15 protein-coding genes and 1 pseudogene are annotated in these 25,550 nt (G+C 73.9%); 10 read left to right on the plus strand and 6 right to left on the minus strand.

Annotated elements, in window-relative coordinates:
- Window positions 1–70 precede the first annotated feature (70 nt).
- The 5 genes and pseudogenes from ACGFJ7_RS43695 to ACGFJ7_RS43715 all read left to right on the plus strand — a co-directional run bounded on the left by ACGFJ7_RS43695 (window position 71) and on the right by ACGFJ7_RS43715 (window position 5,951).
- A complete protein-coding gene (locus ACGFJ7_RS43695; protein ID WP_392648119.1) occupies window positions 71–1,405 on the plus strand; it encodes an efflux RND transporter periplasmic adaptor subunit in 1,335 nt (444 codons plus the stop codon).
- A pseudogene (locus tag ACGFJ7_RS43700) lies at window positions 1,402–2,169 on the plus strand (ABC transporter ATP-binding protein); the annotation flags it as partial. The gene ACGFJ7_RS43695 and the pseudogene ACGFJ7_RS43700, both read left to right, overlap by 4 nt.
- Window positions 2,170–2,761: 592 nt before the next feature.
- Complete coding sequence (locus ACGFJ7_RS43705; RefSeq protein ID WP_360254174.1) at window positions 2,762–3,946, plus strand: ABC transporter permease; 1,185 nt, start codon at window positions 2,762–2,764, stop codon at window positions 3,944–3,946.
- A gap of 46 nt (window positions 3,947–3,992) precedes the next feature.
- The gene (locus ACGFJ7_RS43710; protein ID WP_360254176.1) at window positions 3,993–4,883 is read left to right on the plus strand and encodes an EamA family transporter; all 891 of its coding nucleotides are present in this window, start codon (window positions 3,993–3,995) and stop codon (window positions 4,881–4,883) included.
- Window positions 4,884–5,951 (plus strand): GGDEF domain-containing protein, encoded by a 1,068-nt coding sequence (locus tag ACGFJ7_RS43715; protein ID WP_360254178.1) that lies wholly within the window; start codon window positions 4,884–4,886, stop codon window positions 5,949–5,951.
- On the opposite strand, the gene ACGFJ7_RS43720 is transcribed toward ACGFJ7_RS43715, so the two are convergent.
- A complete protein-coding gene (locus ACGFJ7_RS43720; protein ID WP_392648124.1) occupies window positions 5,938–12,894 on the minus strand; it encodes a hypothetical protein in 6,957 nt (2,318 codons plus the stop codon). The two genes, ACGFJ7_RS43715 and ACGFJ7_RS43720, sit on opposite strands and share 14 nt — an antisense overlap.
- Window positions 12,895–13,407: 513 nt before the next feature.
- Between ACGFJ7_RS43720 and ACGFJ7_RS43725 the strand changes: the two genes are divergently transcribed.
- On the plus strand, window positions 13,408–14,313 hold the full coding sequence (locus ACGFJ7_RS43725) for a pirin family protein (RefSeq protein WP_392648127.1): 906 nt from the start codon (window positions 13,408–13,410) through the stop codon (window positions 14,311–14,313).
- On the opposite strand, the gene ACGFJ7_RS43730 is transcribed toward ACGFJ7_RS43725, so the two are convergent.
- The 4 genes from ACGFJ7_RS43730 to ACGFJ7_RS43745 all read right to left on the minus strand — a co-directional run bounded on the left by ACGFJ7_RS43730 (window position 14,279) and on the right by ACGFJ7_RS43745 (window position 20,066).
- On the minus strand, window positions 14,279–15,007 hold the full coding sequence (locus tag ACGFJ7_RS43730; protein ID WP_392648130.1) for a Crp/Fnr family transcriptional regulator: 729 nt from the start codon (window positions 15,005–15,007) through the stop codon (window positions 14,279–14,281). The genes ACGFJ7_RS43725 and ACGFJ7_RS43730 overlap by 35 nt on opposite strands.
- A gap of 15 nt (window positions 15,008–15,022) precedes the next feature.
- Complete coding sequence (locus ACGFJ7_RS43735) at window positions 15,023–15,628, minus strand: hypothetical protein (RefSeq protein WP_360254186.1); 606 nt, start codon at window positions 15,626–15,628, stop codon at window positions 15,023–15,025.
- 68 nt (window positions 15,629–15,696) lie between these two features.
- Window positions 15,697–17,232, minus strand: a complete 1,536-nt coding sequence (locus ACGFJ7_RS43740) for an FAD-dependent monooxygenase (protein WP_360254188.1) — start codon at window positions 17,230–17,232, stop codon at window positions 15,697–15,699.
- Window positions 17,233–17,312: 80 nt separating this feature from the next.
- On the minus strand, window positions 17,313–20,066 hold the full coding sequence (locus ACGFJ7_RS43745; RefSeq protein ID WP_392648132.1) for an AAA family ATPase: 2,754 nt from the start codon (window positions 20,064–20,066) through the stop codon (window positions 17,313–17,315).
- 219 nt (window positions 20,067–20,285) lie between these two features.
- On the opposite strand from ACGFJ7_RS43745, the gene ACGFJ7_RS43750 reads away from it, so the two are divergent.
- From ACGFJ7_RS43750 to ACGFJ7_RS43765, 4 genes are read left to right on the plus strand one after another with little or no spacing between them, the layout of a single operon-like run.
- Window positions 20,286–21,062, plus strand: a complete 777-nt coding sequence (locus ACGFJ7_RS43750; RefSeq protein WP_392648134.1) for a 2-amino-3,7-dideoxy-D-threo-hept-6-ulosonate synthase — start codon at window positions 20,286–20,288, stop codon at window positions 21,060–21,062.
- Window positions 21,059–22,255, plus strand: a complete 1,197-nt coding sequence (locus tag ACGFJ7_RS43755) for a 3-dehydroquinate synthase II family protein (protein ID WP_392648136.1) — start codon at window positions 21,059–21,061, stop codon at window positions 22,253–22,255. The genes ACGFJ7_RS43750 and ACGFJ7_RS43755 overlap by 4 nt, the downstream gene beginning before the upstream one ends.
- Window positions 22,245–23,459 (plus strand): phenylacetate--CoA ligase family protein, encoded by a 1,215-nt coding sequence (locus ACGFJ7_RS43760; RefSeq protein WP_392648139.1) that lies wholly within the window; start codon window positions 22,245–22,247, stop codon window positions 23,457–23,459. The genes ACGFJ7_RS43755 and ACGFJ7_RS43760 overlap by 11 nt, the downstream gene beginning before the upstream one ends.
- Window positions 23,440–24,435, plus strand: a complete 996-nt coding sequence (locus tag ACGFJ7_RS43765; protein ID WP_360254198.1) for an FAD-dependent monooxygenase — start codon at window positions 23,440–23,442, stop codon at window positions 24,433–24,435. The genes ACGFJ7_RS43760 and ACGFJ7_RS43765 overlap by 20 nt, the downstream gene beginning before the upstream one ends.
- Here ACGFJ7_RS43765 and ACGFJ7_RS43770 read toward each other — a convergent pair.
- Complete coding sequence (locus ACGFJ7_RS43770) at window positions 24,417–25,529, minus strand: LuxR C-terminal-related transcriptional regulator (protein WP_392648142.1); 1,113 nt, start codon at window positions 25,527–25,529, stop codon at window positions 24,417–24,419. The genes ACGFJ7_RS43765 and ACGFJ7_RS43770 overlap by 19 nt on opposite strands.
- Window positions 25,530–25,550: the final 21 nt, after the last annotated feature.

Genomic DNA, 25,550 nt, shown 5'->3' on the forward strand with positions numbered 1-25,550 from the left:
CGCTGCTCCGTTCTTTACGGATCCGGCGGCTCAGGGGGTTCATTTCCCGCCGCGGCATAGAGTGGCGGGCGTGACCCGCTCACGCCCCCTGGTGATCGCCGCCGCGATGATCTTCCTGGTCAGCTCCACGGCCGCCTCGTGCGGCGACGACAAGAGTGGGGTCGGTCTCGGCCAGGCCACCCTCGGCACAGTGGCCGAAATCGTCGAGGCGCCGGGCTCGGTGACGGCCCGTGCCGCCGCCACGGTCAGCGCTCCCGCCTCCGGCACCCTGGCCGAACTGCGCGTCGAGGCCGGCCAGCAGGTCTCGAAGGACCAGGTGGTCGCCGTGATCGACTCTCCCGAGCTGGAGGCCCGCCGGCGCGCCGCGGAACGCGCCGTCGAGCAGAGCTCCGGCGGTTCGGTCACGGTGGGTGACACCTCGGCATTTATTGCTGTACGCCACCAGACGGACACCAACGCCGAGAAGGCGTACCGGGAAGCTCGAGCGGCGGCGGCCCAGATCACCGACCCGGCTCTCCGCCAGGCGCTGTCGCAGCAGGTCGACGCGGCCCGCCGGCAGTACAACCTGGCCTCGGCCGCGGCGGCGGCCGCTCTCCGCTCGGTCCAGCAGGGCGTGGCGTCCCTGGGCGAGGCGGTGAACTCCCTGTCCTCGGCTCAGCGGCTGCAGGCCGAGCAGGCGTACGACCTGGCCGACGCCGCCGTCGAGGCTTTGACGCTGCGCGCCCCGGTCGCCGGCGTCGTGCAGCTCGGCGGCGTGGCTAGCGGCGGCAGCTCCCTCACCGACCTGCTGTCCGGTGGCGCCCCTCCCGGTTCCTCTCCTGGCGGTGGTTCTTCTCTTCCCGGCGGTTCTCCTCTTCCCGGCGTGGACGAGGCCGTGCCGCGGGGTGCTTTCGTGGCCGCCGGCACGCCGATCCTCACGGTGGTCGACGTGAGCAGGCTGGGCCTGACCGCCGAGGTCGACGAGACGGACGTCCTGCTGGTCAAGGCCGGCACCGCCGCGACCGTCGAGCTGGACGCGGCCACGGGCGCCTCGTACCGGGCCAAGGTCCGCTCGATCGACCTGCTCCCGACGACGTCCGCGCGGGGCGGCGTCTCGTACAAGGTCCGCCTCGACCTGGACACGGCCGGCACCGACGCGCCCACCCCGCGCCCCGGGATGAGCGCCGTCGTCCGCCTCCAGGTGCGCGAGGCCGACGACGCGGTGACGGTGCCGGCCTCGGCGATCATCAACGTCGACGGCAAGGACACCGTCTGGACGGTCCGCGGCGACCGGTACGAGCGGGTGCCGGTCACCCTGGGCGTGCAGGGCGAGGACGTCGTCCAGATCACCGACGGCCTGAACGCCGGCCAGCGGATCGCCGTCTCCGGCGCCGACGAGATCCAGCCCGGCGACAAGGCGCCGTGACCGCCCCCGCCGCCATCGTGGCCGATAACGTCAGCCGCACCTACGACCTGGACGGCGTCTCGGTGCCGGCGCTGCGCGGGGTGTCACTGACGGTCTCGGCGACCGACTACGTGGCGATCGTGGGAACCTCCGGCTCGGGCAAGTCGACGCTGATGCACCTGCTGGGCGGCCTGGACCGCCCCAGCGGCGGCAAGCTGCTGATCGGCGGCCGGGACGTGTCGACCCTGAACCCGGCCGAGATGGCCCGCCTGCGCAACGAGACGATCGGCTTCGTCTTCCAGTCCTTCCACCTGCTGGCCCGAACCACAGCCCGCGACAACGTGGCGCTACCCCTGGTCTACCGCGGGGTGGGCCGCCGCGAACGCCGGGCCCGAGCCGCGGAGATGCTGGAACGGGTAGGCCTGGCCCACCGCCTGGACCATCGCCCCAACCAGATGTCCGGCGGCGAACAGCAGCGGGTGGCCATCGCCCGAGCCTTGGTGACCGGCCCTTCGGTCCTCCTGGCCGACGAGCCCACCGGCAACCTGGACTCCACCACAGGCCAGTCGGTGCTGACCCTCCTGGAGTCCCTGAACGCCGACGGCGTAGCCATAGTCCTGGTAACCCACGACAGAGACGTAGCCGCCCGAGCCCACCGCCAGATCCTCATGCGCGACGGCCTGATCGTCGACCCCCCACCCGCCCCACCCGCGCCGCCTGAAACGGCCGCTTCTCTCTCTTCACCCTCGCCCCCACCCACATCGCCCGGAGCGGGTTCTTCGTCGCCTTCGCCCGCGTCGCCCTTGCCCTCGCCTCCTCCGGCGCCGCCCGCCTTCTCCTTGTCGCCGGACATTTCGCCTACGTCGAGCCCTTCATTTCCGCAGGCCCCCTCTTCCTTTGCGGACATTTCGCCCGCGCCAAGCCCTTCTCCCTTGCCGGACCCTTCGCCCGCGCCAAGTCCTTCTCCCTTGCCGGACCTTTCACCCACCTCGCGCCCCTCCGCCGACCCGGACATTTCGCCTACGCCGGGCACTTCCGCCTTGCCGGACTCTTCGCCCGCGCCACGTCTTTCCTCCCTGCCGCACATTTCGCCCACGCCGCGCACCTCCTCGTCGCCGGACATTTCGCCCGCGCGGGGCACTTCCTCCCGGCCGGATATTTCGCCCACGCCGCGCCCCGTCGCCTCACCGGACATTTCGCCCGGGCCGGACCATCCCGCCTTGCCAGATATTTCGCCCCCGCCGGGTACTTCCTCCCGGCCGGAGATTTCGCCCGCGTCCGATATTTCGCCTGAGCCTCGTGATCTGGGGCGAGCCGGTGTTCAGCGAGAGCCGGATCGTCCAGACAGCCCGCGCTCGCGGCCGGTGGGGAGGGCCAGTGAGGCTGGCTGAGGCGTGGCGGGTGGCTATCGACGCGCTGCGGGCCAATCGGCTGCGCAGTGTGCTGACCATGCTCGGTGTGGTCATCGGGGTGGCGGCCGTGGTGGCTCTGGTGGCGATCGGCACCGGGACCAAGCGGCAGATCGAGCAGCAGGTGGAAGGGCTCGGCAGCAATCTCCTACTTGTGGTTCCGGGGCGGCTCCAAGCGGGGGCGGCGCCCACCGCCTCGACGCTGACCATGGATGACGTGGACGCCGTCACCCGGGTGGTGGGGGATCGCGATCGGGTGGCGGTCACCATCAGTTCGGGGGAGACGGTTCGGGCCGGGTCGCGGTCCGCCTTCGCGAGCATGCAGGGGGTGCTGGAGACCACTCCCACGGTGTTCGTACGGAAGCTTGATCGAGGGTCTTATCTGACGCGTACGGATGTGACGACCGGGCGGCGGGTGGCTGTGCTCGGGGCCGGTGTGGCGACGTCGCTTTTCGGGGACCGGGATCCGATCGGGCGGCAGGTCACCATCGGCGGGGTGCGGTTCCGGGTGATCGGGACGTTCGAACGGCTGGGACAGAGCCTCGGCGTCGACCGGGACAGCGAGGTGCACGTGCCGGTCACGGCGGCGCAGCGGCTGCTCGGCACCGACCGGATCGACGGGCTGGCCATCCGGGCGCCGGACCGGGAGCGGATCGGCGCGCTCGGGACGGCGGTGGTGGCCGCGCTCAGCGACCGGCATCCCGAGTCGGACTTCAGCGCCGTCACCCAGGAGCAGATCCTCGGGGTGCTCGGCGACATCCTCGGGGTGCTCACCGGCGTGCTGGCCGCGATCGCCGGGATCAGCCTGCTCGTGGGCGGGGTCGGCGTCTCCAACATCATGCTGGTGTCGGTGCGGGAGCGGACCCGGGAGATCGGGCTGCGGAAGGCCGTCGGCGCCCGGCCGCGCGACATCGGCGTGCAGTTCCTGTTGGAGGCCGTGCTTCTGACGACTCTTGGTGGCGTACTGGGAATGGCCTTGGGAATTTCCTCCGCCCTTCTCGTGGATCGGCTGTCGCCGGTGCCGGCCGCGATCACGTGGTGGTCGTTGACGCTGGCCTTCGGGGTGTCGGCGGCCGTCGGCATCGTCTTCGGCGTGGTGCCGGCGCAGCGGGCGGGCAAGCTCGACCCCGTTGTCGCCTTGCGCACAGAGTGACCGGGCGGCTGCGGTCGCGGCGGTGGCGTCGGGAAGGCTGAGCCGCATGAGACGGGAACCGCCGGCGCCGCTGCTCGTCCTCACGGCGATCGCCTCGGTGCAGGTGGGCAGCTCGATCGCGCACGGGCTCTTCGACGACCTGGGCGCCAACGGGGTGACGTTCCTCCGGCTGGCCCTGGCCGCGGTGATCTTCGCCGTGGTCACCCGGCCCCGGATCCGGTCGTGGAGCCGGCCGGCCTGGCTGGCGGCGGCGCTGCTCGGCGTCGTGATGGCCGGCATGAACCTGATCTTCTACCAGGCGATCCGCACCGTGCCGCTGGGCATCGCGGTCACCGTAGAATTCCTCGGCCCGCTGCTGCTCGCGCTCGTGCAGACGCGGCGGCTGCTCGACCTGCTGTGGGCACTGATGGCGGCCGGTGGTGTCCTGCTGCTCGGCCTGGACAACGGCGGCTCGGCCCCGATCACCGGGCTGCTCCTGGCCTTCCTGGCCGGGCTGTTCTGGGCCGGCTACATCGTGTGCAGCGCCCGCCTCGGCGGTCTCGTGCCGGGCGCCGGTGGCCTCACGGTGTCGTTGTCGGTCGCGGCCCTGATCGCGCTGCCGTTCGGCGGTGGCGCCGTGCCGGCTCTGGCCGGTCACCCGTCATGGCTGATCGCGGCGACCGCGGTGGCGCTGCTCTCGTCCGTACTCTCCTATGGCCTGGAGATCCACGCGCTCCGCAAGATCCCGACCCAGGTCTTCGGGATCCTGATGAGCCTCGAACCGGCCGCGGCGGCCGTGGCCGGGCTGATCATCCTCGGTCAGCGGCTGGGTGGCGCCGAACTCGTAGCGTTGGTGCTGGTGACGCTGGCCAGTGCCGGAGTGACGCTGGCGGGACGGGACAAGACTCAGGAACAGGCGGTCCTCGCCGAAGGGTCAAGGGAGACGAGGAGGACGTGAGTGCCGTTCCGCATCCGCGACAAGCCGGGCGCTGCCCGGAGTGTCGCGTATTTGATGCTGGCGGCCGCTCCCGCCAACTTCGTCACCTGCGTCGTCCTGCCCGGCTCGCGGCCGCTCGGCTGGGTCATCGCCACCATCGTCATCTGTACGTTCCTGGTCGTCGGCGGGCTGATGTGCCTGCGCCGGCCCGAGAAGGTGCCGCACAGCTGGTGGCTGATCGCGCCGTTCTTCGCGACCGCGCTCATCACGACGCTGAACCAGCTCTCCGCCGACGCCAGCACCGGCGCTCAGCTGTTCTATCTGTGGCCGGTGCTGTACTCGGCCAACTTCCTGAGCCGCCGGCTCATGGCCGTCACCCTGGCCGTGATCTCCCTGGCTCACGCGTCGGTGGCCTTCCGGGTGCTCACGACGGGGCACGCTCTCTCCGACTGGTTCTCGCTGACGGTGGCGTTCGGGCTGACCATGGTCGTCGTCTACAGCCTGCGCCGGCGCAACGACACGCTGCGCGAGGTGCTGGAGACGCAGGCCCTGGCCGACCCGCTGACCGGCGTGGCCAATCGGCGGTCCTTCGACAGCGAGCTCGCCCGCGCGGTGTCCTGGTCACACCGCACCGACAGCCCGCTGGCCCTGCTCACGGTCGACATCGACTACTTCAAGAAGATCAACGACACCTGGGGCCACGCGGTCGGCGACCGAGCGCTGCAACATGTGGCAAAGGCACTTTGCGGTACGGCGACCGGTCCCGACGACGTGGTGGCCCGCCTCGGCGGCGACGAGTTCGTGGTGCTGCTCCGCACGGACCGGATGGCGGCCCGCCGGGCGGCCGACGACGTGCGGGCGGCGCTGGACGGGATGGACGGCCTGCCGGGCGGGCCGCCCGGGCTGAGCATCGGCATCGCGCTGCTGCCCGACCACGCGGAAACGGGCGACGAGCTGATAAAGGCTTCGGACACGGCCCTGTACGAGGCCAAGTCGGGCGGCCGGGGCCGCACGGCCATGGCCCACCCGGCCGCGGCCCGGCAGAACGTGGACCGAGTGCGGCCGTCGACCTCGGCTAACTACGCCTGACGATCGGCTGCTCGGCGGTGGGCTCGTCGAAGGCGGCCGGTTCTTTTTCCTTCTCAGGTTTTTTTTGTACGTTTTCTGTCTGTACGCCTTCTTTTTGTACGCCGAGGATGTCCTCGCGGCTGCGCGGGTACGGGCCCCAGCCGTCGCGCAGGACATGGATGTAGACGGCCTCCAGGCAGACGCCGACGCGGGCGGCGAGCTCGCTGTCGTCGGGCCGGCCCAGACGTACGGCCTTGGCGAAATGGTCCAAAGCCTCCATGTGACGGCCCTGGTCGTAACAGCTGCGGCCGGCGTTCTCATGCACGACGCTGCGCAGAAGCTCGGGAACGTCATCGGCGGTGGCCTTCGCGAAGAGGCGGTCCGCCTCCTTGAAGTCGCGCCGCAACCGCAGAATGTGCGCGAGCTCGGCCTGAGCGATGACCATCGACTGCACGTCCCGGGCCGACTCGGCGTGCGCCAGAGCGAGCCGGCTGGCGGCGGCGGCCATGCCGAGCTCACCGAGCAGGCGGTACACCTCCGCCCGTACGCTCAGAAGCCCGGCCTTGGCGACGTTGTCGACCTCGTCGGCCAGCGGCCCGTCAAGCTTCTCGCCCAGCTCCCGCAGCGCCTCCCGGTCCTCGACGACCTCCCGCAGGGTGCCACCGTCGAGCCGCCACCGGATCGCCTCCAGGTCGGCCGCGGACAGCGTGGGCCGCTCGGGCTCGGGCTCCGGCTCCCGCCGCCGCTCGGCGGCCTCGGCCAGCATCCGCTGCTCGATCCGCTTGCGAACAACCTCCGCATCCATCGTCGACGGCCCGTCAGTGCTGTCGCCCGGTTCCCCGTCGACCGAAGGCCCCACGTCGGCGACATTGCCCAGGGCCATGGCACGGAAGAGGCTGGTGACGTCGAGATCGATGACCACGCCGTCACTGGACCGCTTCAGCACCGGTTTGTCGTCCCGCTCAGCGGCGGTCTGGGGCGATGTGTCGTCGCCCATGGGCTCCGCGCCGTTCGTGGGCGCCGTTCCGGGGTGGGTGGCGGGCTCCCGACCGGCGGCCTCCGGGCTGCTGGCGGGCTCGCCGCTGTCGGCGGCTGCGTCGCCTGCCGTGGTGCCGCTGGCCGCTGAGCTGCCGGCGGCCTTACTTGTCACGGCTGCGGTGTCGCTGACGGCCTCGGTCGCGGCCGGCGCGGGGCCCGCGTCCGGCTCGGCCTTGGAGGTGAACCACATGCCGCCGAACTCGGTATCGGCGGGACGCGGTGGCTGCGCGTCCGGCCCGGACACCTCGAGCCGGGCGATCGGCCGCAGGTTGTGCAGCGTCCCATCCGGATCCATGTACGGGGCGGCATGCGCACCCAACCGCTGCTCGCCCGGCTTCTCGGCCGCGGGGGCACCGTCGTCCTCGGCTCGCGCCGGCCCGGCATGCCGCGCGGTACCTGATTCCGGCCGCCGCCCAGCGCTAGGCCACGCCGGCGGCGACTGCTGACCCCGGCCGTCCCCGGCTGTCTGTGGACCCTGGCCGTCCCCGCCTGACTGCTGACCCCGACCGTCCCCGGCTGTCTGTGGACCCTGGCCGTCCCCGGCTGACTGCGGAGCCCGGCCATCCCCGGCTGACTGCGGAGCCGGGCTGTCTGCGGGCGGGCGCTGCGCCGGAACCGTCGGCGCGGTCCCCTGAGCACCACCACCACCAGCAGCTGCCGGCGCGCTGACCGGCGCCGAAGCAAGCGACGTCGGCCGAGACCCGCCAGCCGGCGAGATCGGCCCACCCGACACCGGCCGCACATCACCGAGGGACCCCGGCCGAGCCGCGGGCCTGGAAGCTTCGGCCTGGACCGGCGCCGCCCAACCGCCGGCAGCCTGACCGGGCTGAACAGACGCTGTCTGACCGGGCGTGGTCCGGCCGTGCGCCATCTGATCCGGCACGGGTCGGCCTGGTGCCGCGGCGGGCGTGGGCGGGACCGAGTTCTGGGCGTGAGCTGCCGAGGGCGGCGGCCACGCGGCAGGCGTACCCGGCGAAGCAGAACGCGACGGCATCGGCCCGCTCGCCGCCGACCCGGTCGGCACAGGCCGATAGGCGGTCGGATCGTCATCGACGCCCGGCGGCGCGGACGCCGGTGCGATCGGTCCACCGGGCACCGGCGGAGCCGAAGGATCGGCGGAAACAGCCGGCGCACCCGCAGCACCACTGGGCGCCCAGGGAGAGGGCTCCACTCGCCCGCCGGTTTGAGGCGCACGAACGGCGTCGGGCGCGGGTACCTGCGGGGCCGGGTGCTGGTTCGGCTGAACCTGCCGGTGGACGTCCTGCGGAGAACGCGCCTGGTGCAGAGGATCCGGTTGCGCGTACGCCGTCGGGCCCGTGGACCGCGTGCCGTTCGCCGGTTGGTTCTGTGACGCCGGTTCCGGCTGCGGCGAAGCGCCCGGTTGGGTGTAGCTCTGCGGCGCGTTGACCGGTGGCCGTTGACCAGCCGGCGAGTCCTGAGGCACCGGGGCCGGCTGAACCGGACCAGCCTGCCGGGGGACGCCGCCCTGCCCCAGCTGGGAATGCTGCGGGACGTCGCTCTGCCCCGGAGGCTGCTGCGGGACGCTGCCCCGCCCTTGGTCGGGCAGCTGCGGGGCGCTGCTGTGGGCCGGGTAGGGCTGCTGCGCGGCGTTGCCCTGAGCCGAGGGCTGTTGCGGGGCGTTGCCGTGCAGCGGCTGGGCTTGCTGCGCGGCGCTGCCCTGCATGGGGTGGGATTGTTGCGCGGCGATGCCGTGTCCCGGGTGGGTCTGCTGTGGGGTGCTGCCGTGTCCCGGGTGGGCTTGCTGCGGGGTGCTGCCGTGTCCCGGGTGGGCCTGTTGCGCGCTGCTGCCGTTGGTGGGATGGGCCTGATGCGCGGTGCCGCCCTGCACGGAGTGGGATTGTTGCGCGGCGATGCCGTGACCCGGGCGGGCTTGCTGCGCCTCGCTGCCCGGGATCGGGTGGGCCTGCTGGGTGGCGCTGCCGTGCGTCGGGTGGGGCTGGGGCGGGGTGCTGTGCTGCGGGTGGTGTTGCGGCGCGGCGTGTGGGACGGCCGGCGGTTGGGGATAGGGCTGCGGTCCCGGACCGGCGTAGGACTGCGGAGCGAGGTCCTGCGCCGGGGCTGGCGGTTGGTGCCCGGCGCCGGGGAAAGAGAGGGCCGGAGTGACAGGGGCGGCTGGGGCGGCCGAAGGCGCCTGGTGGTCCGCCGGCGGCCGTGGGGCCGCGGGGGAGACCGGCGGCGTGAGGCCGGTCGTGGGCAGGGCCGGCGGGGGTGCCTGGTCGGCGACCATGGACCACGGGCCGTCCGACTCGGAGAGCATGACGTGCGCGGTGCGCGGGCTGCGGCGAGGGCGGTGCTCCTGAGTGCCGTAGCCAGGGTGAGGACCGTCGAACGCCTGGGCCGAACCGTCCTGCTGCTGCGGCGGGAGGCCGAGGCGCGAGTTCGTGGTCGCGGGGGAGCCACCGCCGGCCGGCGGTTGCGCGGGCGCGGCGGTGACCCGGCCGGCGGCCGGCGGAGCCTGTGGTGACGACGGCGGACGGTGGGCCGGCTCGCGGTGAGCGTGCTGTCCGTCGGTGCCGTGGTCGGCGTCGAGCGGAGCGCGCGCGGGACCGAGAGGCTGCGTCGGAGCCATGGCCGACGTTGGCTGCGGCCCGCCCGTGTTGGTTCCGGCATCGTCCGCGCCGGCTCGCGCCGGCGACGAGGCGCTGGTCTCGACGCCTGCGGCATGGCCGGTGTGCGGCGCGGCACCACCCGGGGCAGCCGGCGGAGGTACGGCAGCAGCCGGCCGCTGCGGCTGAGCGGCCGCAGGCTGCGAGTGAACCCCCGGTTGACCAACGGCAGGCTGCTGGTGCGCGCCCGGCTGGCTCGCGGCCGGTTGCTGGTGGGCGCCCGGCTGGCTCGCGGCCGGTTGCTGGTGGGCGCCCGGCTGACTCGCGGCCGGTTGCTGGTGGGCGCCCGGCTGACTCGCGGCCGGTTGCTGGTGGGCGCCCGGCTGGCTCGCGGCCGGTTGCTGGTGGGCGCCCGGCTGGCTCGCGGCCGGTTGCTGGTGTGTTCCGGGCTGGATTGTTGCCGGCCATTGGTGTGACCCCGGTTGGCCGGCGGCACTTTGCTGGTTCGCGCTGGGCTGGCTGGCGGCGGGTTGCTGGTGTACTCCAGGCTGGCCTGCTTCAGGCCGTTGATGTGCCCCCGACTGCTGGTCCACGCCGGGCTGGCCGGCGGCGGGCTGCTGGTGTGCCCAAGCTTCAGGCCGTTGATGTGCTCCGGGCTGGCCGGCGGCGGGTTGCTGGCGTGCCCCAGGCTGGACTGGCTCAGGGCGTTGGTGTGCTCCCTGCTGGGGAGCTGCGGGCTGCTGGTGCACAACCGGTTGGGCGGCGGCGGGTTGCTGGTGCGTCCCAGGCTGGGGCGCCTCAAACCGTTGGTGTGTTCCCGGCTGGGCCGCCGCGGGGTACTGGTGTGCGCCGGGTTGGGCGACGGTGGGTTGCTGGCGGGCCGGTGGCGGGACAGCCGCGGGTTGCTGGTGTGCCGGTGGCGGGACAGCCGCGGGCTGCTGGTTCACGCCGGGCTGACCAGCGGCGGGCTGCTGGTGTGCCGGTGGCGGGGCAGCCGCGGGCTGCTGGTGTGCCGGTGGCGGGGCAGCCGCGGGCTGCTGGTGTGTGGTGGACGCGGGCTGTTGCGGGGTCGGCTGCGGCGGGGTCACGGGTGCGGCCGGCGGTGGGCTTACGACCCGCGCGGCGGGGGTGGGGGCGTGGGTGCCTACGACGCGAGGGGCCGTGGGTGGGTCGGCCTTGACCACGCGTGGGGTAGGGGGCGGCGTCTCCTTGCCGATCACCTTTGGGGGCACGGGTGGGGACGCCTTGCTGAGGACGCGCGGGTTGTCGTTCGGTCCGCTGGGGGTGGCGTCGTCGGGCGAGTCCTGGGAAGCGGGCTCGTGGCTTTCGTCGCTCGGTGCGGTGGTGGCGGGAACCCGGTCCGGCTCGGGCCGGGCTGCCTCCGGTTCGTCGCGGTGGCGGTCGGCGACGATCTCGCCCTCGATCGTGCGGGCGGGGCGGTCGTCGAGGATCTCGCCGTCGATGGTGCGGGGGCCGCGAGCGGCCGGCTCCTCGGCGGGCCAGTTCTGCGAGTCGCCGGCCTCGGCGGGCCAGCGCTCGTCCAGCGGGTCGTGCTCGGCCGGCCAGGGGCGCCGCCCGTCGGCCGCCTGCGAGGGCCACGAGCGCTGATCGTCGTAAGCCTCGACGGGACGGCGGTCGTCGTAGGCCTCGACAGGACGGGCCTCGGCGGGACGGCGATCGTCGTAGGCCTCGACGGGACGGGCTTCGGCGGGATAGCGGCCGTCGTAGGTCTCGGCGGGACGGGCTTCGGCGGGATAGCGGTCGTCGTAGGCCTCGGCGGGACGGGCTTCGGCGGGATAGCGGCCGTCGTAGGTCTCGGCCCGGCGGCGGTCGTCGTACGCGTCGGCTGGGCGCCGGTCGTTGGAGGTGTCGGCCGGGTAGTAGTCGTCGTAGGCGGGAGCCTGGCGGCGGTCGGAGTGGCGCCGGCGGTCCGGGCGGTCGCGCGGGTCGTCGGCGGGGTGGCGGTCGGCCGGGTAACGCTCGTCGAGCTCGAAACGGTCGTCGAGGTCGAAGCTGACGCGGTCGCTTCGGCGGCGGGAGCTGCCGCGGTAGTCGTCCTCGTAGCTGCGGCGAGGGTCGCGTGGGTCCGCGTCGTCGCGGTGGGGTGGCTCGTCCCAGATCATCGCGGTGCGTTCGCCGGTGCGGCGCCCGCGATCGTCGGTGGGGAAACCGCTGCGGCGCGCACGCTCGTCGGTGGGGTCACCGGTCCGGCGCGCACGTTCGTCGGTGGGGGCGTCGGTACGGCGCCCGCGCTCGTCGATGGGGGCGTCGCGGCGTGTACGTGGGTCGGCGGAGGGGATGTCGGTGCGGCGGCCGCGCTCGTCGACGGGGAAGCCGGGGGCGTAGTAACCGTCCTGCCGGCGAGAGTCGTTCGGAGCGCGACGCGGGTCGTCGGCGCGCCGGCGTGGGTCGCCGTAGGAGTCGTAGGGGCGGCCGCGGTTCGATGCCGCCCGGTCCTCCGAGGACTCCGCGGGCCGGTTGGGCCGGTCGCCGCCGACGGTGCCGTCGCGGTCGGCCACCCGGCGCGGGCGCTCCTGGCCGGGGCGGCGGTAGAGGTCCATGGGGTCGCCCGGCGCCGGTGCCTCCGGTACGCGGGCGCGGCCGCTCGCCGCGGGCCGCATGTCGCCCTCGGTGCGCCGGCCACCTTGCTGAGCGGGGCGCGGCGAAGGCGCCGGCCCACGGCCGTCCGAGGAGGGCGCCCGCTCGGGAGAAGGGGAGGGTGTCCGCTCGGGGGAAGGGGAGGGCGTCCGCTCGGGGGAAGGGGAGGGCGAGGGATCGGCGGGGCGGCCCCGCCCCCGCTTGCGGCTCTCCGACGGGGCGGCCTTGCCGGCCAGGCGGCGCCAGCGGCTTCCGGGGCGGCGTTCGGGGGTGGGCTCCGAGTAGTCCTCGTCCCAGCCGACCGTGACGGCGCCCGGTTCGGGGCCGTGGCCGTAGGCGACCAGGTCGCGGTGGTCGAACGGCTCGTCGATGTCGTCGTGCAGGTTGCTGTCGTGGCGGCGGGCGCCGCCGTCGGCGATGGGGAACTCCGGGTTCTCGAAGTCGGCGCCGAGTTCGGGGCGGTTGAAGTCGACATCGTCGAAGTCGTCGCCGGCCAGGTTGGGCTGGGACGTGTCCACGGGGGCGAAGTCCGGGTCGTCCAGCCAGCTCGGGCGCTGGGTGTCGAAGGCGGCCCGGCGCTGGCGGCGGGCCGCGAGCTCGTCGACCGGTGTGTCCTCGTCGCTGGCCGAGCGCTTGGTGGGTATCACCGGCTCGGGGCCGTTGCGCCGTACGAAGGGACGCTCCTGAACGACGGCCGCGTTCGGCACGAGGGAGTACTCGGAGTACTCCTCGTCCCAGTATTCGTCGTCCTCGAAACTCATGAGGCGACCCCTCGCGGCATGCTGCCCCCCGTCTGTCACGCGTGCCCGGATCGTCCCCTCCCACGCGGTGGATGTGGAAGGTTAACCACGGATTTGCGAACAGCGCTACCGCCCCCGGGAGCGCTCCCCGAGGCTCGGGGCGTGGTTCGTCGAGGGAGAGTACGGACAACCACGGGATGGGGTTCAAAGGTGATCGCTCAACTTAAGGCACTCTTAAACACGTATTGAGGACCTCTTTAGGGCTACCCACTGGTAACAAAGTGGCGAAGGCCACCGTGGCTTTTCACGGATCTTGGTGCTATCGGATGTCACGGTGGATGAGCAAGGCACACAGACCTCCCCAGCCCCGGCCGGCGACCACGCCCCCGTTTCCAACGGTCGCCACCGCGCTAACTCAGGGCTCTCACACCGACTTGCCCCCCATGACGGTGTGAGGGAACTTCTGCGCGGCGTGGCCGGGAGAGACGGCGGTGGGAGCGCGCCCCACCGCCGTCTCGCATTTAAACTCTGCCCATGAGCGAGCTGCTCGAAGGAACACCCGTCGCGCTCGGCGGCCCCCGCGGTTTCGCCGTCACCCGCCTGTTGCCCGCCAAGGGCCGGCGCCTGGTCGGCGCCTGGTGCTTCCTCGACGCGTACGGACCGGTCGACCTCACCGCAACCCCCGGGATGCGCGTCGCCCCGCACCCGCACACGGGCCTGCAGACCGTCACGTGGCTGCTTGCCGGCGAGGTGCTGCACCGCGACATCCTCGGCTCGGTCCAGGAGATCCGCCCGGGCCAGCTCAACCTCATGACCGCCGGTCGCGGCATCGCCCATTCCGAGGAGACCCCGGCCGGCCATTCCCCGATCCTGCATGGCGTTCAGCTCTGGGTCGCGCTGCCTCATGCCGTACGGGACATGGCCCCGGCCTTCGCCCACCACGACGATCTGCCCGTCGTCACCCGGGACGGCCTCGCCGTGACCGTCCTGATGGGCTCGTTCGAGGGCGTCACCTCACCGGCCGCCACCCACACCCCGCTGATCGGGGCCGAGCTGAGCCTCGACGCGGGCGCCGAGGTCGACCTGCCCCTCGATCCCGCCTTCGAATACGCGCTCCTCACCCTCGACGGCGCTCCCACGGTCGACGGCACCACCCTCAAGCCAGGTCCTCTGCTGTACGCCGGTGACGGCCGCCGATCCCTGCGCCTGACCGCCTCGTCGGCTTCCCGCCTGCTCCTGCTCGGCGGCGAGCCCTTCGCGGAACGCCTGGTCATGTGGTGGAACTTCGTGGCCCGCGATCACGACGAGATCGTGCAGATGCGCGCCGACTGGGCCGATCACACGCCCCGCTTCGGCGAGGTCCACGGCTACGACGGCCCGCCCCTGCCGGCCCCGCCGATGCCGATCACGCGTCTGGTCCCGAGGGGCCGGGCTCGATAGAAGAGGGTCCGAACCCGATAGCGGCGAGCGCCGCCTGGTCGAGCACGACGATCCGCCGGTACGCGGTGGCGATCAGCCCGGCCGCCCGCAACTCCTGCACGGCGTTCTGCACCGTCGCCCGGGACACCGCGATCATCGCGGCCAGCTCGGGGTGGCTCAGCGGCACCGTGATCTCGACGCCGCCGTCCGGCCGGTCCCGCCCGCACGTCTCGGCGATCTCGGCCAGCAGCCGGGCCAGCCGCACCGGCGCCGGGTACGCCGCGAAGTCGCTGCGCCGCCGGTTGGCCCAGCTCAGCTGCCGCGCGATCATCGCCATGACCAGGGTCGAGGCCGCCGGATGCCGGCGCAGGAACTTCTCGAAGGCGTCCTTGGTGACCACGCCGGCGTGGACGGTGCCGCAGGCGGTCACCGTCGCGCTGCGCGGGCTGCCGGTCAACGGGCCGATCTCGCCGATCAGCTCGCCCGGCAGGCGCAGGCCGAGCAGCGTCGCGAAGTCGGCCGTGGTCACCTTGACGAAACCGCTCTCGAGGACCACCACGTGCGATCCGAGCGCCCCCTCGCGCAGGATCGGCCGGCCGCCCTGGTAGCGGTGCCGGGCGCTCAGGCCGAGCAGTTCGCCGGCGGCGGCCGGCGTGAGGCCGCCCAGGAACGTGCCGGGCGGCCATCCGGTGCGCCGCGGGAACCGGTCGGCCATGTGTCCATGATGGCCTCAGCGGGCGTGCCGGAGAACCTCCGTGAGCCGGCTTTCGGCCCGGGTGGCGGCCAGCCGCCCCCGGTGCAGCACGGCCAGGTCCTCGACCGCGCAAGCCGGCGGCCGGTACGCGTTGGCCGCGGCCAGCGCCGGATAGCGGCCGGCCCAGGCCAGCAGCGCCTCGCGCAGCGCGGGCAGCACCGGTTCGGGCGAGTCGCCGGGGTCGGCGGCGCGTTCGGCGAAGTGCTGCCGGTACGGCCAGAACGACCACACCTTCGTTTCGTCGATGAGCTGTTCGACCGGGTCGGGCCGCTGGTAGCGCAGGGCGATCTCGATCGAGCGCATGCCGCCCTCGGCGATCAGCTCACCCACCATGGCGTGCCGGGCGCGGACCCCGGTCACCTCGTAGAACGTGCTGCGGCAGCCGCGCGGCCGGACCGCGCCGACGATGGTCTTCCAGGTCAGTGGACGTTCGGGCCGGCCGGCCAGGAGCTCGGCCACGGCCTCGTAGTAGATGATCTTCGTCTGCCAGTGGTTGCGCCGGGGGCAGGGGTTGCCGGCGAGCCGGGTGTACCAGCCGGCGATCGTGGTCTGCCCCAGGTCCTCGATGATCGTTGTTGACATCGTCCCTCTGTCCCATCCCTGATCCGCTGGGAGATGTCGAGCGTCGCCGGAGTGATCCGGCCCTCGCATCACGCGTTCTCGTATAACTGGTGTCGTACGCCCGTCACTTGGTCGAGCACGCCGTCGCAGTCGGGCGGCGGCCCGTCGGCCCGCCAGGCCACCTGCTGGTCGGGCCGGATCAGCACCAGTCGCCCGCACCAGGCGGCCGGCATCGGCGCCCCGGCCATCGGCAGGTGGCGCATCGGCACGCCCCGCGCCCGGGCCGCCGTCACCAGCGGCCAGCCGCCCTGGTCGTCGGTGAGGTCGACGAGGGTGAGCTGCGGGCCGAGACGGTCGAAGAACTGCTCACCGCCGGCCAGCCGGAAGGCCGGTGGCCGAAATCCGGGGGCGCCGGTCATCCCGGCCGGTCCGGTGCCGGCCGGGTCGAGCTGGGGCGCCTCCTGCCGCAGGATGTCGACCAGCACCTCCCGGTCGGCGCCCGAGGCCACCAGGCGCTGGAACCGGCTGCGGGTCTGCCCGGCCCGCCGGCCCAGCTCCCGGTCGAGCAGGGCCTGCCGCCGGCGCTCGGCCTGATAGCCGGCCAGCAGGTGCTCGCCGGCCCAGCCGTGCACGGCGGCGGCCAGCCGCCAGCCCAGGTCGACGGCGTCGCCGATGCACGTGTCGACGTCGTTGCCGGGCGGCTCGGCCTGGTGTGCGGCCTGCCCGGCCAGGAAGACGCGGCCCCGGCGGTAGGCGCGGGCCACCGACGGCGTGCCCGCCCGCTGTGCGACCCCGATGATCTCCGGTGGGTCGCCGGCCAGCCCGAGCCGCTGCGCGAGCAGGCCGGCCGGGTCGGCCACGGCGGCCTCGTCGCCCTCGGACAGGGGCAGGTGGGCGACGCACAGGTCGCCGTCGTGCCCGGTGAGGACCGTGCTGCCGCCGGTGATCACCGCCGACGGGTGCGACCACCGGGCGGCCAGCCCGGCGTCGCGGAAGGCCACCGTCAGATAGGTCGCGGCCGAGCCCAGATCGTCCATCTCGAGGCCGGCGCAGCGGCGTACCGTGCTGCCGGCGCCGTCGCACCCGGCCAGGTAGGCCGCCTCGATCACGTGCCGCCGGCCGGACCCGGCGTCGATCACGGTGGCGACCACGCACTCGGCCTCGGTGCGCAGGTCGGTCAGGGTCCAGCGGGACCGCAGCTCGATCAGCGGATGGTCCAGGGCCCGGCGCAGCCGCGCGGCCAGGCGGGAGCCGGCGATCAGCAGGTACGGCTCGATCGGCGCGGTGCCGTCGGCGGTCGCCGCGTACGTGCCGCGCAGCTCGGTGACCGAGGGCAGCCGCCACACCAGCAGCGGCTCCCGGTCGACGGCGCGGGCCCAGACCACGTCGACCGGGCCGTCCGGGTCGACCCCGGCCGGGCGCAGGTCGCCGGCCAGGCCGAGGCGGCGCAGCAATTCCATGTTGCGGCCGTTGACCAGCAAGGGCTCGAGGATCCGGGGTGGACCCCCGGAGCGCTCCACGACCATGCTGGGCACACCGTGGTGGGCCAGCTCCAGTGCGGTGAGCGAGCCGGTGACACCGGCTCCGGCCACGAGCACCGGCGTCCGGAACGCGGCTGTCGGCATCGGCGTCCCCTTGGCGGTGGGGGTGATGGGCGGGTTACTCCGCCATCCTCGTCAGCCCGCGTCGTTCGTACATCACGTGTTCACGTGGTTCGGGCGCCGCACTCCTGCACGACGAGGGTGGCGAGCTCGACCCGCCGGCGGATGCCGAGCTTGGTGAAGATGTTGCGCAGGTGCGCGTCGACGGTGTGCCGCGAGATGTAGAGGGCCTCCGCGATCTGGATGTTCGTGCGGCCGGTGCCGACCTCGAGGGCCACCTTGCGCTCGGCCGGGGTGAGCTGGGGAAGGCACGTGTCGGCCGGTGCGACGGCGATCCCGGTGCCGAGCATGTCCTGTACGCGGCGGCGGGCCCGATCGGCGCCGGCCGCCGTCAAGAGGGCCAGCGCCTCGTCGCCCCAGGGCCCCCGGCCGAGCCGGGCCGCGTCCTCGAGCACCGCGGCCAGGGCCAGCGGCCGGCCGATCGCGCGGAACCGGTCGGCCGCCGCGAGCAGCTTCTCCAGGCTCCGGTTCAGGACGCCGTCGGCGTACGCGTGTCCGGCCGCGGCCGATCGCGAGGCCGGGTTGGCGGCGGCCAGCCGTTCGGCGGCGTGCACGGCGGCCACGGCCTCGCCCGGGTGGCCGGCGTCGCGGGCGATGCGAACCAGCTCGGCCGCCGCCGCCGGGTCGTTGGCGAGCAGGGCCGGGCGCTCGGGCAGCGTCCGGTAGAAATCGCGCAGCAGCACGAACGCGGCCGGCGTCTGGCCGCGGGCGTCCATCAGGACGGCCTCGGCCCACAGCACGTCCTCGGGCACGGCCGTCACACCGCCCTCGGCCAGCCGGCGTACGTGGCCGAGGTGTTCCTGCGCGGCCGGCAGGTCGCCGCGGAGCACGGCGACGCGTATCAGCATGCCCAGCAGCGGCATGGCCAGCGCGTGCGCGTTGTGCCGTTCGGCCACCCCGAGACCCGACTCGGCCTCGACCGCCGCCTCCTCGAGCCGGCCCCGGGCGTACAGCAAAGAGGTCTGGAAGTAATGCCACAGAGGCTCGGCCCAGGAGGAGCCGGAGCGGTCGGACTCGCGGCGCCCGGCCCGGATGACCTCCTCGGCCTCGTCGAACTCGTCGAGGACGGTCAGGGCCCCGCCGAGCCAGATGCGCGGATGGCGCTGGGCCGCCTCGCCGCCCTCGCGGTCGGCCAGCTCGGTCGCGGCCCGGGCATGGGCCAGCGAGTCGCCGAGCCGGCCCTCGGCGAAGGCGACCAGGCTGCGCCCGGCCAGGCCGAACACCGCGGCCCCGTACTCGCCGGCCCGCCGCCCGAGATCGTCGGAGCGGGCTCCCGACTCGTCGGCCTCGGTCAGCGCGCCGAGGTAGCAGAGCGCGTGGGCCCGTACGGCGTAAAGCCGGGCTTGAACCGCGAGCGGGACGCCCGTGAGCCGCAGCGCCTGGTCGGAGTAGCGCACGGTCATCTCGTTGAGGCCACCGTGCTTGCAGGCCTCGGCCAGGCCGAGCAGCACCAGCGCCTCGGTCTCGGTGTCGAGGCCGGCGCCGAGCACCTGACCGCCCAGCTCCCGCGCCTCGGCCAGCCGGGCGGCGGCGGCGAGCAGGCCCACGGTGTCGGCGATCAGCGCGGGCCGTCCCGGGTCGCCCGGCTCGGCCGCGGCCAGCGCGCGCAGCATGACGTCGGCCGCGGCGCCGGGCGCGACCCGGGCGATCTCGCGGGCCATCGAACGGACCATGCGGACCGCGTCGTCCGCGCCGGAGCGGCCGCTGCGCAGCTGGTGCTCGGCCACCTCGAGGGCGGGCCGGTCGAGGGTCGCGGCCTCGCGGTGCAGCTGTTCGCGCATCAGCCGCGGCACGGTGTTGTAGACCGCCTGCCGGACCAGGTCGTGGCCGAAGGCCAGGCCGCCGCTCGCGTCCTCGACCAGGAAGTCGGCCATCGCCTCGTCGATCGGCGGATAGAGATCGGCCGGCTTGTGCCCGGTCAGCCGGGCCGCCTCGTCGAGGGTGAACGGGCGGGCCAGGACCGACACCGAGCGCAGCAGCCAGGCCGCCGGTTCGGACAGCGTCTCCACGTTCTCCCGCACCGAGTCGACGAAGCTCGACGGCAGATCGTCGCCGACCACCGAGCCCACCCGGTCCGCCACCACCAGCTGCCCGGTCGCGACCAGCGCCTTGAGCAGCTGCTCGGTCCGCAGCGGGTTGCCCAGGCAGGAGGCGGCGAGCGCCACCACGGTGTTGTCGACCTCGGCGCCCACCACGTCCACGCTGAGCTCGGCGATGGCCCGCTCGGGCAGAAGACCTAGGCGCATCGGTGATACGCCGTCCCGCTGCAACCAGCGCATGAGCTGGTGACCGGGTGTCTCGCGGTCGTCGGGCGACGGCGGCCGGTGCGCGAACAGCCAGCGCACCGGCGAGGAGGCCAGTCCGGGGATCAGCTCGCGGACGGCGAGCGCGCTGAGCTCGTCCATCCACTGGGCGTCGTCGATGATCACCAGCAGGGGCCGCTCGCCGGCCGCCTCCTCCAGCGACGCCCGCAGCCGCTGGAGCGCGCCGAGCGGATCGGCCCGTTCCGGTTCCTGCCGGGTCAGCCAGGCGAACGCGGGCGCCTCGGGGGTGCACTCGCGCAGCGCGCCGGCCAGGGTGACCAGGGGTGCCGCCTGGTCGAGCCGGAACGCCTCGCGGGCGGCGACGGCGATGCCGCGCGCGGCGGCCAGCCGGGCCGCGACGTGCAGCAGCGCCGACTTGCCGATGCCGGGGGCGCCGGTCACCACGTGGCAGCCGCCGGCGCCGGCCGCGGTGTCGTCCAGGACCCGGGTCAGCAGCTCGACCTCGGCTTCCCGGCCCACCAGCCGCCGGATCATGTCGGGGGACCTCATCGGCCTCATACGTATCACGAAGCGGTGCCCGGCGCATCGGGCGCGGGTACCCGTCACGGGTCAACTACCCATTCGGCTAGGTCAATGTCCGCGAAGCGTGCCGAGCTGCGATGACGCCACCCCGGCCGGGGTCCCGCTCGGACGAGCAGTGCCGTCCGGTGCCGGTCCGTCAATAGCGTTTTCCCTGATGAAAGGGGGTCCGCGATGGACGCGACCGCATCCTTCGGACGACGACTTCGACGGGGGCGCCTCGGCCGCTCCGCACTGCTGCTGGTGCCGCTCGACCACGCTCTCGAGGCCGGCCCACTCGGCGCCGACCTGGACACACTGGCCGGCCGGCTGGCCGAGCACGGCGCCGACGGGGTGGTGGTCCACAAGGGCGCCGCCCGCCGGATCCGCCCGGCCCGGTTCCGCGACCTGTCCCTGATCGTGCAACTGACCGCGAGCACCGGCCTGGCCGCCGACCCGGACGCGAAATATCCGGTGGCCACGGTGGAGGAGGCGCTGCGGCTCGGCGCCGACGCGGTCAGCGTGCACGTCAACGTGGCCTCGCGCACCGAGGCGGCGCAGATCGCGCACCTGGCCGCGGTGGCCGAGGAGTGCGATCGCTGGTCGCTGCCGCTGCTGGCGATGATGTACGTGCGGGGGCCGGCGGTCCGCGACGGCCGGTCGCCGGAGCTGGTGGCGCACGCCGTGGCGGTCGCCGCCGAGATGGGCGCCGACCTGGTCAAGACCGCGCTGCCGGACGACCCGGAGGCGACCGCCCGGATCATCGCGGGCGCCGCGGTGCCGGTGCTGGCGGCCGGGGGCGCGCCCGGGCCCGATCCGGGCGCCGGGCTCGGCCGGATGGCCGCGGCGATGCGGGCCGGCGCGGCCGGGGTGGCGGTGGGCCGGCTGGTCTTCACCTCTCCCGACCCGGCCGCTGTGCTGCGCCGGCTGGCCGCCGTCGTGCACGACCGGACGCCGGCGGTGGCCCGATGACCGCCCGGGAATGCTGGCTCGACCTGCGCGGCGCCGGGCCGTGGCGGCGCGAGGCGGCCGAGGAAGCCGTCCACCTGCGGTTCGAGGCGATCGTCGCCGACGACCCGGCCGACCTGGCCGGCCTGCCGCCGACCGTCACCCGCGTCCTGGCCGTCTCCGGCCCCGATCTGCCCGCCGACCTCGAAAACGCCGACCTCAAGAACGCCGACCTCAAGAACGCCGACCTCAAGAACGCCGACCTCAAGAACGCCGACCTCAAGAACGCCGACCTCGAGAGCGCCGACTTCGGGACCGCGGACCTCGTCCTCACCGACCCGTCGCGCCTGGGGGCCGATCGCCCGGACGTGCGGTTCGGGACCAGGCTCGACGTCACCGACGCCGACAGCCTCGGCCTGGCCTGCGAACGGGTCCGCCGCGACGAGCTCACGGTGCTGCGCTTCCACGACCCCACGCACATCCCCCTCGAAATCGTGCTGGCCGCGGCCGACGGCGCGCCGGGCCGGATCATCACCGAGGTCGGCAGCCTCGACGAGGCCTCGGTGCACCTGTCCGTGCTGGAACGTGGCCCGGACGGCGTGCTGCTGCGCCCGGACGGTCCCGGCGACGCCACCAAGCTGGCCGAGCTGGTCCGGCGCGGCTCGCCGGAGATCGACCTGGTCACGCTCACCGTCACCGGGGTCCGGCACAGCGGCTCGGGCGAGCGGGCCTGCGTGGACACCTGCTCCTACCTGAACCAGGACGAGGGGATCCTGGTCGGCTCCCGCTCGCAGGGCCTGATCCTCTGCGTCAGCGAGACCCACCCGCTGCCGTACATGCCGATGCGGCCGTTCCGGGTCAACGCCGGCGCGATCATGTCGTACACGCTGGCCGACCACGAACGCACCCGCTATCTGTGCGAGCTTCAGGCGGGGGCGACGGTCCTGGCCGTACGGGCCGACGGCCGCACCCGCCCGGTGACGGTGGGCCGGGTGAAGATCGAGACGCGGCCGCTGCTGTCCGTCGAGGCGGTGGCGCCCACCGGCGAACGCGTCAACCTGATCGTGCAGGACGACTGGCACGTCCGGGTGCTCGGGCCGGGTGGCGCGGTGCTCAACTCCACCGAGCTGAAACCGGGCGACGAGGTCCTCGGTCACCTGCCCGGCCGGGAACGGCACGTCGGCTACCCGATCGACGAGCTCTGCCATGAACTCTGACCTCGCCAAGATCCAGGACTCGCTGCTGCCGGCCGCGCTGGCGGCGGCGGCGAAGTCACCCTTCTACCGCCGGAGGCGCGACGGGGTGCCGGCCAACCGGGCCGAGCTGGCGGACTATCCGCTGACGACCAAGGCCGATCTGCGAGACGCCTACCCGTTCGGGATGCTGGCGGTGGACCGGTCGCGGCTGGCGACCTACCACGAGTCGAGCGGGACGACGGGCACGCCGACGGCGTCGTACTACACGAAAGAGGACTGGGACGACCTGGTCGAGCGGTACGCGCGGGTGCGCGTCGGCCTCGAACCGTCCGACACCTTCCTGGTCCGTACGCCGTACGCGCTCATGCTGACCGGGCATGTCGCGCAGGCGGCGGCGCTGTCCCGCGGCGCGACCGTGGTCCCGGCCGACAACCGGTCGCTCGCCACCCCGTACCGCAAAGTGGTGCAGTTGCTGCACGACCTGGAAGTCACCCTGACCTGGTCACTGCCGACCGACACCCTGCTCTGGGCGGCGGCGGCCGCCCACGCCGGCCTGCGTGACTTCCCGGCGCTGCGGGCGCTGCTGGTGGCGGGCGAGCCGCTGAGCGAGGCCCGCCGGGACCGGATCGCGGAGATCTGGCGGGCCCCGGTCGTGCAGGAGTACGGCTCGAGCGAGACCGGCGGCCTCGCCGGCGAATGCCCGCACGGCCGGCTGCATCTCTGGGCGGATCGGGCCATCTTCGAGGTGTACGACCCCTCGACCGGCCGTTGCGCGGCGGAGGGCGCCGGCGAGCTGGTCGTGACGATGCTGGTGCGCGAGGCGATGCCGCTGCTGCGCTACCACATCGGCGACCGGGTGGAGGTGTCGTACGGCGACTGTCCGTGCGGATCGGAGCTGCCGGTGGTCCGTGTCCTCGGGCGCGGTGCCGCCGCCCTGGACCTCGAGGAGGCGGTGTTCCGGCTGCCGATCTCGTACGGGGTGATGTTCTGGCGCGCCCGCCGATCCGACCGGGGCCTGTACGTGCAGATCGAGGTGGCCGACCGCTACCGCTACGCGGCGGTGCGCGACCTGACGGCCGCTCTGGCCGGGGACGCGCTGGTCGAGGCGGTGCCGCCGGGAACGCTGGTGCCGGTGGCGGCGCTGACCGCCCCACCGGAGATCATGAAGCCGCGCAGCTTCTACGGCCCGGGCGAGGACTGGGACCGTGCGCTGCGCTACTACTGAGATCGCCGTCGTCGGCGCGGGCGTCGGTGGCCTCACGGCCGCCCTCGCCCTGCGGCGGCAGGGCTTCAACCGCGTCGAGGTGTACGAACGGCAGGCCGCTCTGCCGTTCGAGGGCTACGGCATTCAGATCTCCCCGAACGCGTCGGCCCTCCTGGACGGACAGGTGTTCGCCCGGGCGGCCCGGCCGGCCTACCGCGAGATCCGCCGGTGGCGGGACAACTCCGTGATCGCCCGGATCGGCCTTCAGCGGTACGCGACGCCGTACTACACGATGCGCCGGGGCGACCTGATCGCCGCGCTGGCTTCGCCCGTACGTCTCGGCGCTCTCGTGCGTTCCGCCGCCGACCTGGACGCCGACGTCGTGATCGGCGCCGACGGCCTGAACTCCGTCGTCCGCGGCACCATCGCCCGGGACCGGCCACGCGACAGCGGCTACGTCGCGTACCGGGCGGTCGTGCCCGCCGACCTCGACCGGGTGGTGGTGTGGCTGGGCCCCGCCCGTCATGTGGTGGCCTACCCGATCGGCGAAGGCGTCAACGTGGTCGCCGTCGTCCCTCAGGGGCATGCGGACCTCTCCTTCGCCGGGTGGCATCCGGAGGCCCGCCGCCTGATCGACCTGATGGCGGATCCGGTGGGCCACCCCCTGCTCGACCGGGTGCCGCTGACCTCCTGGCATCACGGCCGGGTGGTGGTGATCGGCGACGCGGCCCATCCGGCGCTGCCGTTCGCGGCCCAGGGCGCCGGGCAGGCCATCGAGGACGCCGCCGCGCTGGCCCCGCTGCTGCGCCACCACCCGGACGCCTTCGCCCGCTTCGAGGCGGCGCGGCGCCCACGGGCCGAACGGGTCTCCGCGATGTCCCGCGCGGGCCTGACCTCGTACCACCTGCCCGACGGTCCCGCGCAGCGGCGCCGCGACCGTGAGCTGGCGGCGGCGCCGGCGGACGCCCTCGACTGGCTCTACCGCACGCCCGGTTGACCTCGCAGCCGCAGCAGCGACACCAGCTCCACCCGCGAGGCCAGGCCGAACTTCCGGAAGATCTGCCGGAGGTGGTAGTTCACCGTGTGCGGCGACCGCCCCAGCCGCCCGGCGATCTGCTGATTGGTCAGGGCCAGCCCGACCAGCTCGGCCACCTCCAGCTCCCGCGCGCTGAGCAGACTCCAGTCGGCCGTCAGCGGGCGCGGCGCCACCGCCCTCCGCGCCCGCGGCCTCCGGGGCGGCCCCTGCTCGTGCCGCAGCGCCGCGACCACCGAGTGCGGCATCGACGCCTCGACAACCGCCCGCACCAGCTCATGACTGAACGCGAGCGCGTCCCCAACCGGCACGAGCAGCCCCGAATCGAGCGCCTCCTCAACATCCGGGAGAAGCCCCACCACGCTGCCGCCGAGCAGCTCACTGAGCCGCGCCGGCGACACCGGCGACCGCACCGCCGTCACCGCCTGCACCAGATGCCGAGCCGGCGCCGACAGCGTGTCCAGCCGATGCGCGAGCCGCACCCGCGTGCGCTCAGGCAGCCGCGCCACTCCGCTCACCGTCACCGTCCGCCACTGCCGCCGCTGTGGCTCGCCGAGCCGCAGCAGGCCTTCCTCGTGCAGCCCGGCGATCAGGTCGAGGATCGCCCCGGGCCGTCCCGCCGCCACCTGGGCGAGGTCGGCCAGCCGGTCATCGGCCGTCGCCCCGAGCCGGGCCGTGATCAGCCGGCGGACGTCGGCCCGCCCGAGCGGCCCCAGCACGACCCGATGCACCTCCGCCGGCGGGCCGGCCAGCACCGGCTGCCGCTCGGTCACCACCAGCACCGGCGCCGACGCCGCCAGCCGCTCCGGAAAGCGCGGGTCGGCCGTACCCGGCCGCAGCTCCGCCCGGTCCCGCACCAGCACGATCCGCCCCGGCGACGTGGCCACCGCCGCCCCGAGCCGCCGCCCCGCCTCCGCGAGCTCCCGCAACAGCCGTCCACACCCGATCTCCGGCGGCCCGTCGAGGATCAGCACGGCGGGCCGCCCCGGCGCGGCCCGGCGCAGCAGCACCCCGAAACGCTCGATCTCACCGTCCCGGCCGATCAAGGGAAGTTCCATGGCCCCGATGGTGCGGTCCCG

Origin of the sequence: Actinoplanes sp. NPDC048988, assembly GCF_043197815.1 — a bacterium.
GTDB lineage: Bacteria > Actinomycetota > Actinomycetes > Mycobacteriales > Micromonosporaceae > Actinoplanes.

Coding starts and splice junctions, on each gene's coding strand:
- ACGFJ7_RS43710 (WP_360254176.1), top strand. CDS start 3,993: ATGAGACGGGAACCGCCGGCGCCGCTGCTCGTCCTCACGGCGATCGCC.
- ACGFJ7_RS43720 (WP_392648124.1), bottom strand. CDS start 12,894: ATGAGTTTCGAGGACGACGAATACTGGGACGAGGAGTACTCCGAGTAC.
- ACGFJ7_RS43725 (WP_392648127.1), top strand. CDS start 13,408: ATGAGCGAGCTGCTCGAAGGAACACCCGTCGCGCTCGGCGGCCCCCGC.
- ACGFJ7_RS43730 (WP_392648130.1), bottom strand. CDS start 15,007: ATGGCCGACCGGTTCCCGCGGCGCACCGGATGGCCGCCCGGCACGTTC.
- ACGFJ7_RS43735 (WP_360254186.1), bottom strand. CDS start 15,628: ATGTCAACAACGATCATCGAGGACCTGGGGCAGACCACGATCGCCGGC.
- ACGFJ7_RS43740 (WP_360254188.1), bottom strand. CDS start 17,232: ATGCCGACAGCCGCGTTCCGGACGCCGGTGCTCGTGGCCGGAGCCGGT.
- ACGFJ7_RS43745 (WP_392648132.1), bottom strand. CDS start 20,066: ATGATCCGGCGGCTGGTGGGCCGGGAAGCCGAGGTCGAGCTGCTGACC.
- ACGFJ7_RS43750 (WP_392648134.1), top strand. CDS start 20,286: ATGGACGCGACCGCATCCTTCGGACGACGACTTCGACGGGGGCGCCTC.
- ACGFJ7_RS43755 (WP_392648136.1), top strand. CDS start 21,059: ATGACCGCCCGGGAATGCTGGCTCGACCTGCGCGGCGCCGGGCCGTGG.
- ACGFJ7_RS43760 (WP_392648139.1), top strand. CDS start 22,245: ATGAACTCTGACCTCGCCAAGATCCAGGACTCGCTGCTGCCGGCCGCG.
- ACGFJ7_RS43770 (WP_392648142.1), bottom strand. CDS start 25,529: ATGGAACTTCCCTTGATCGGCCGGGACGGTGAGATCGAGCGTTTCGGG.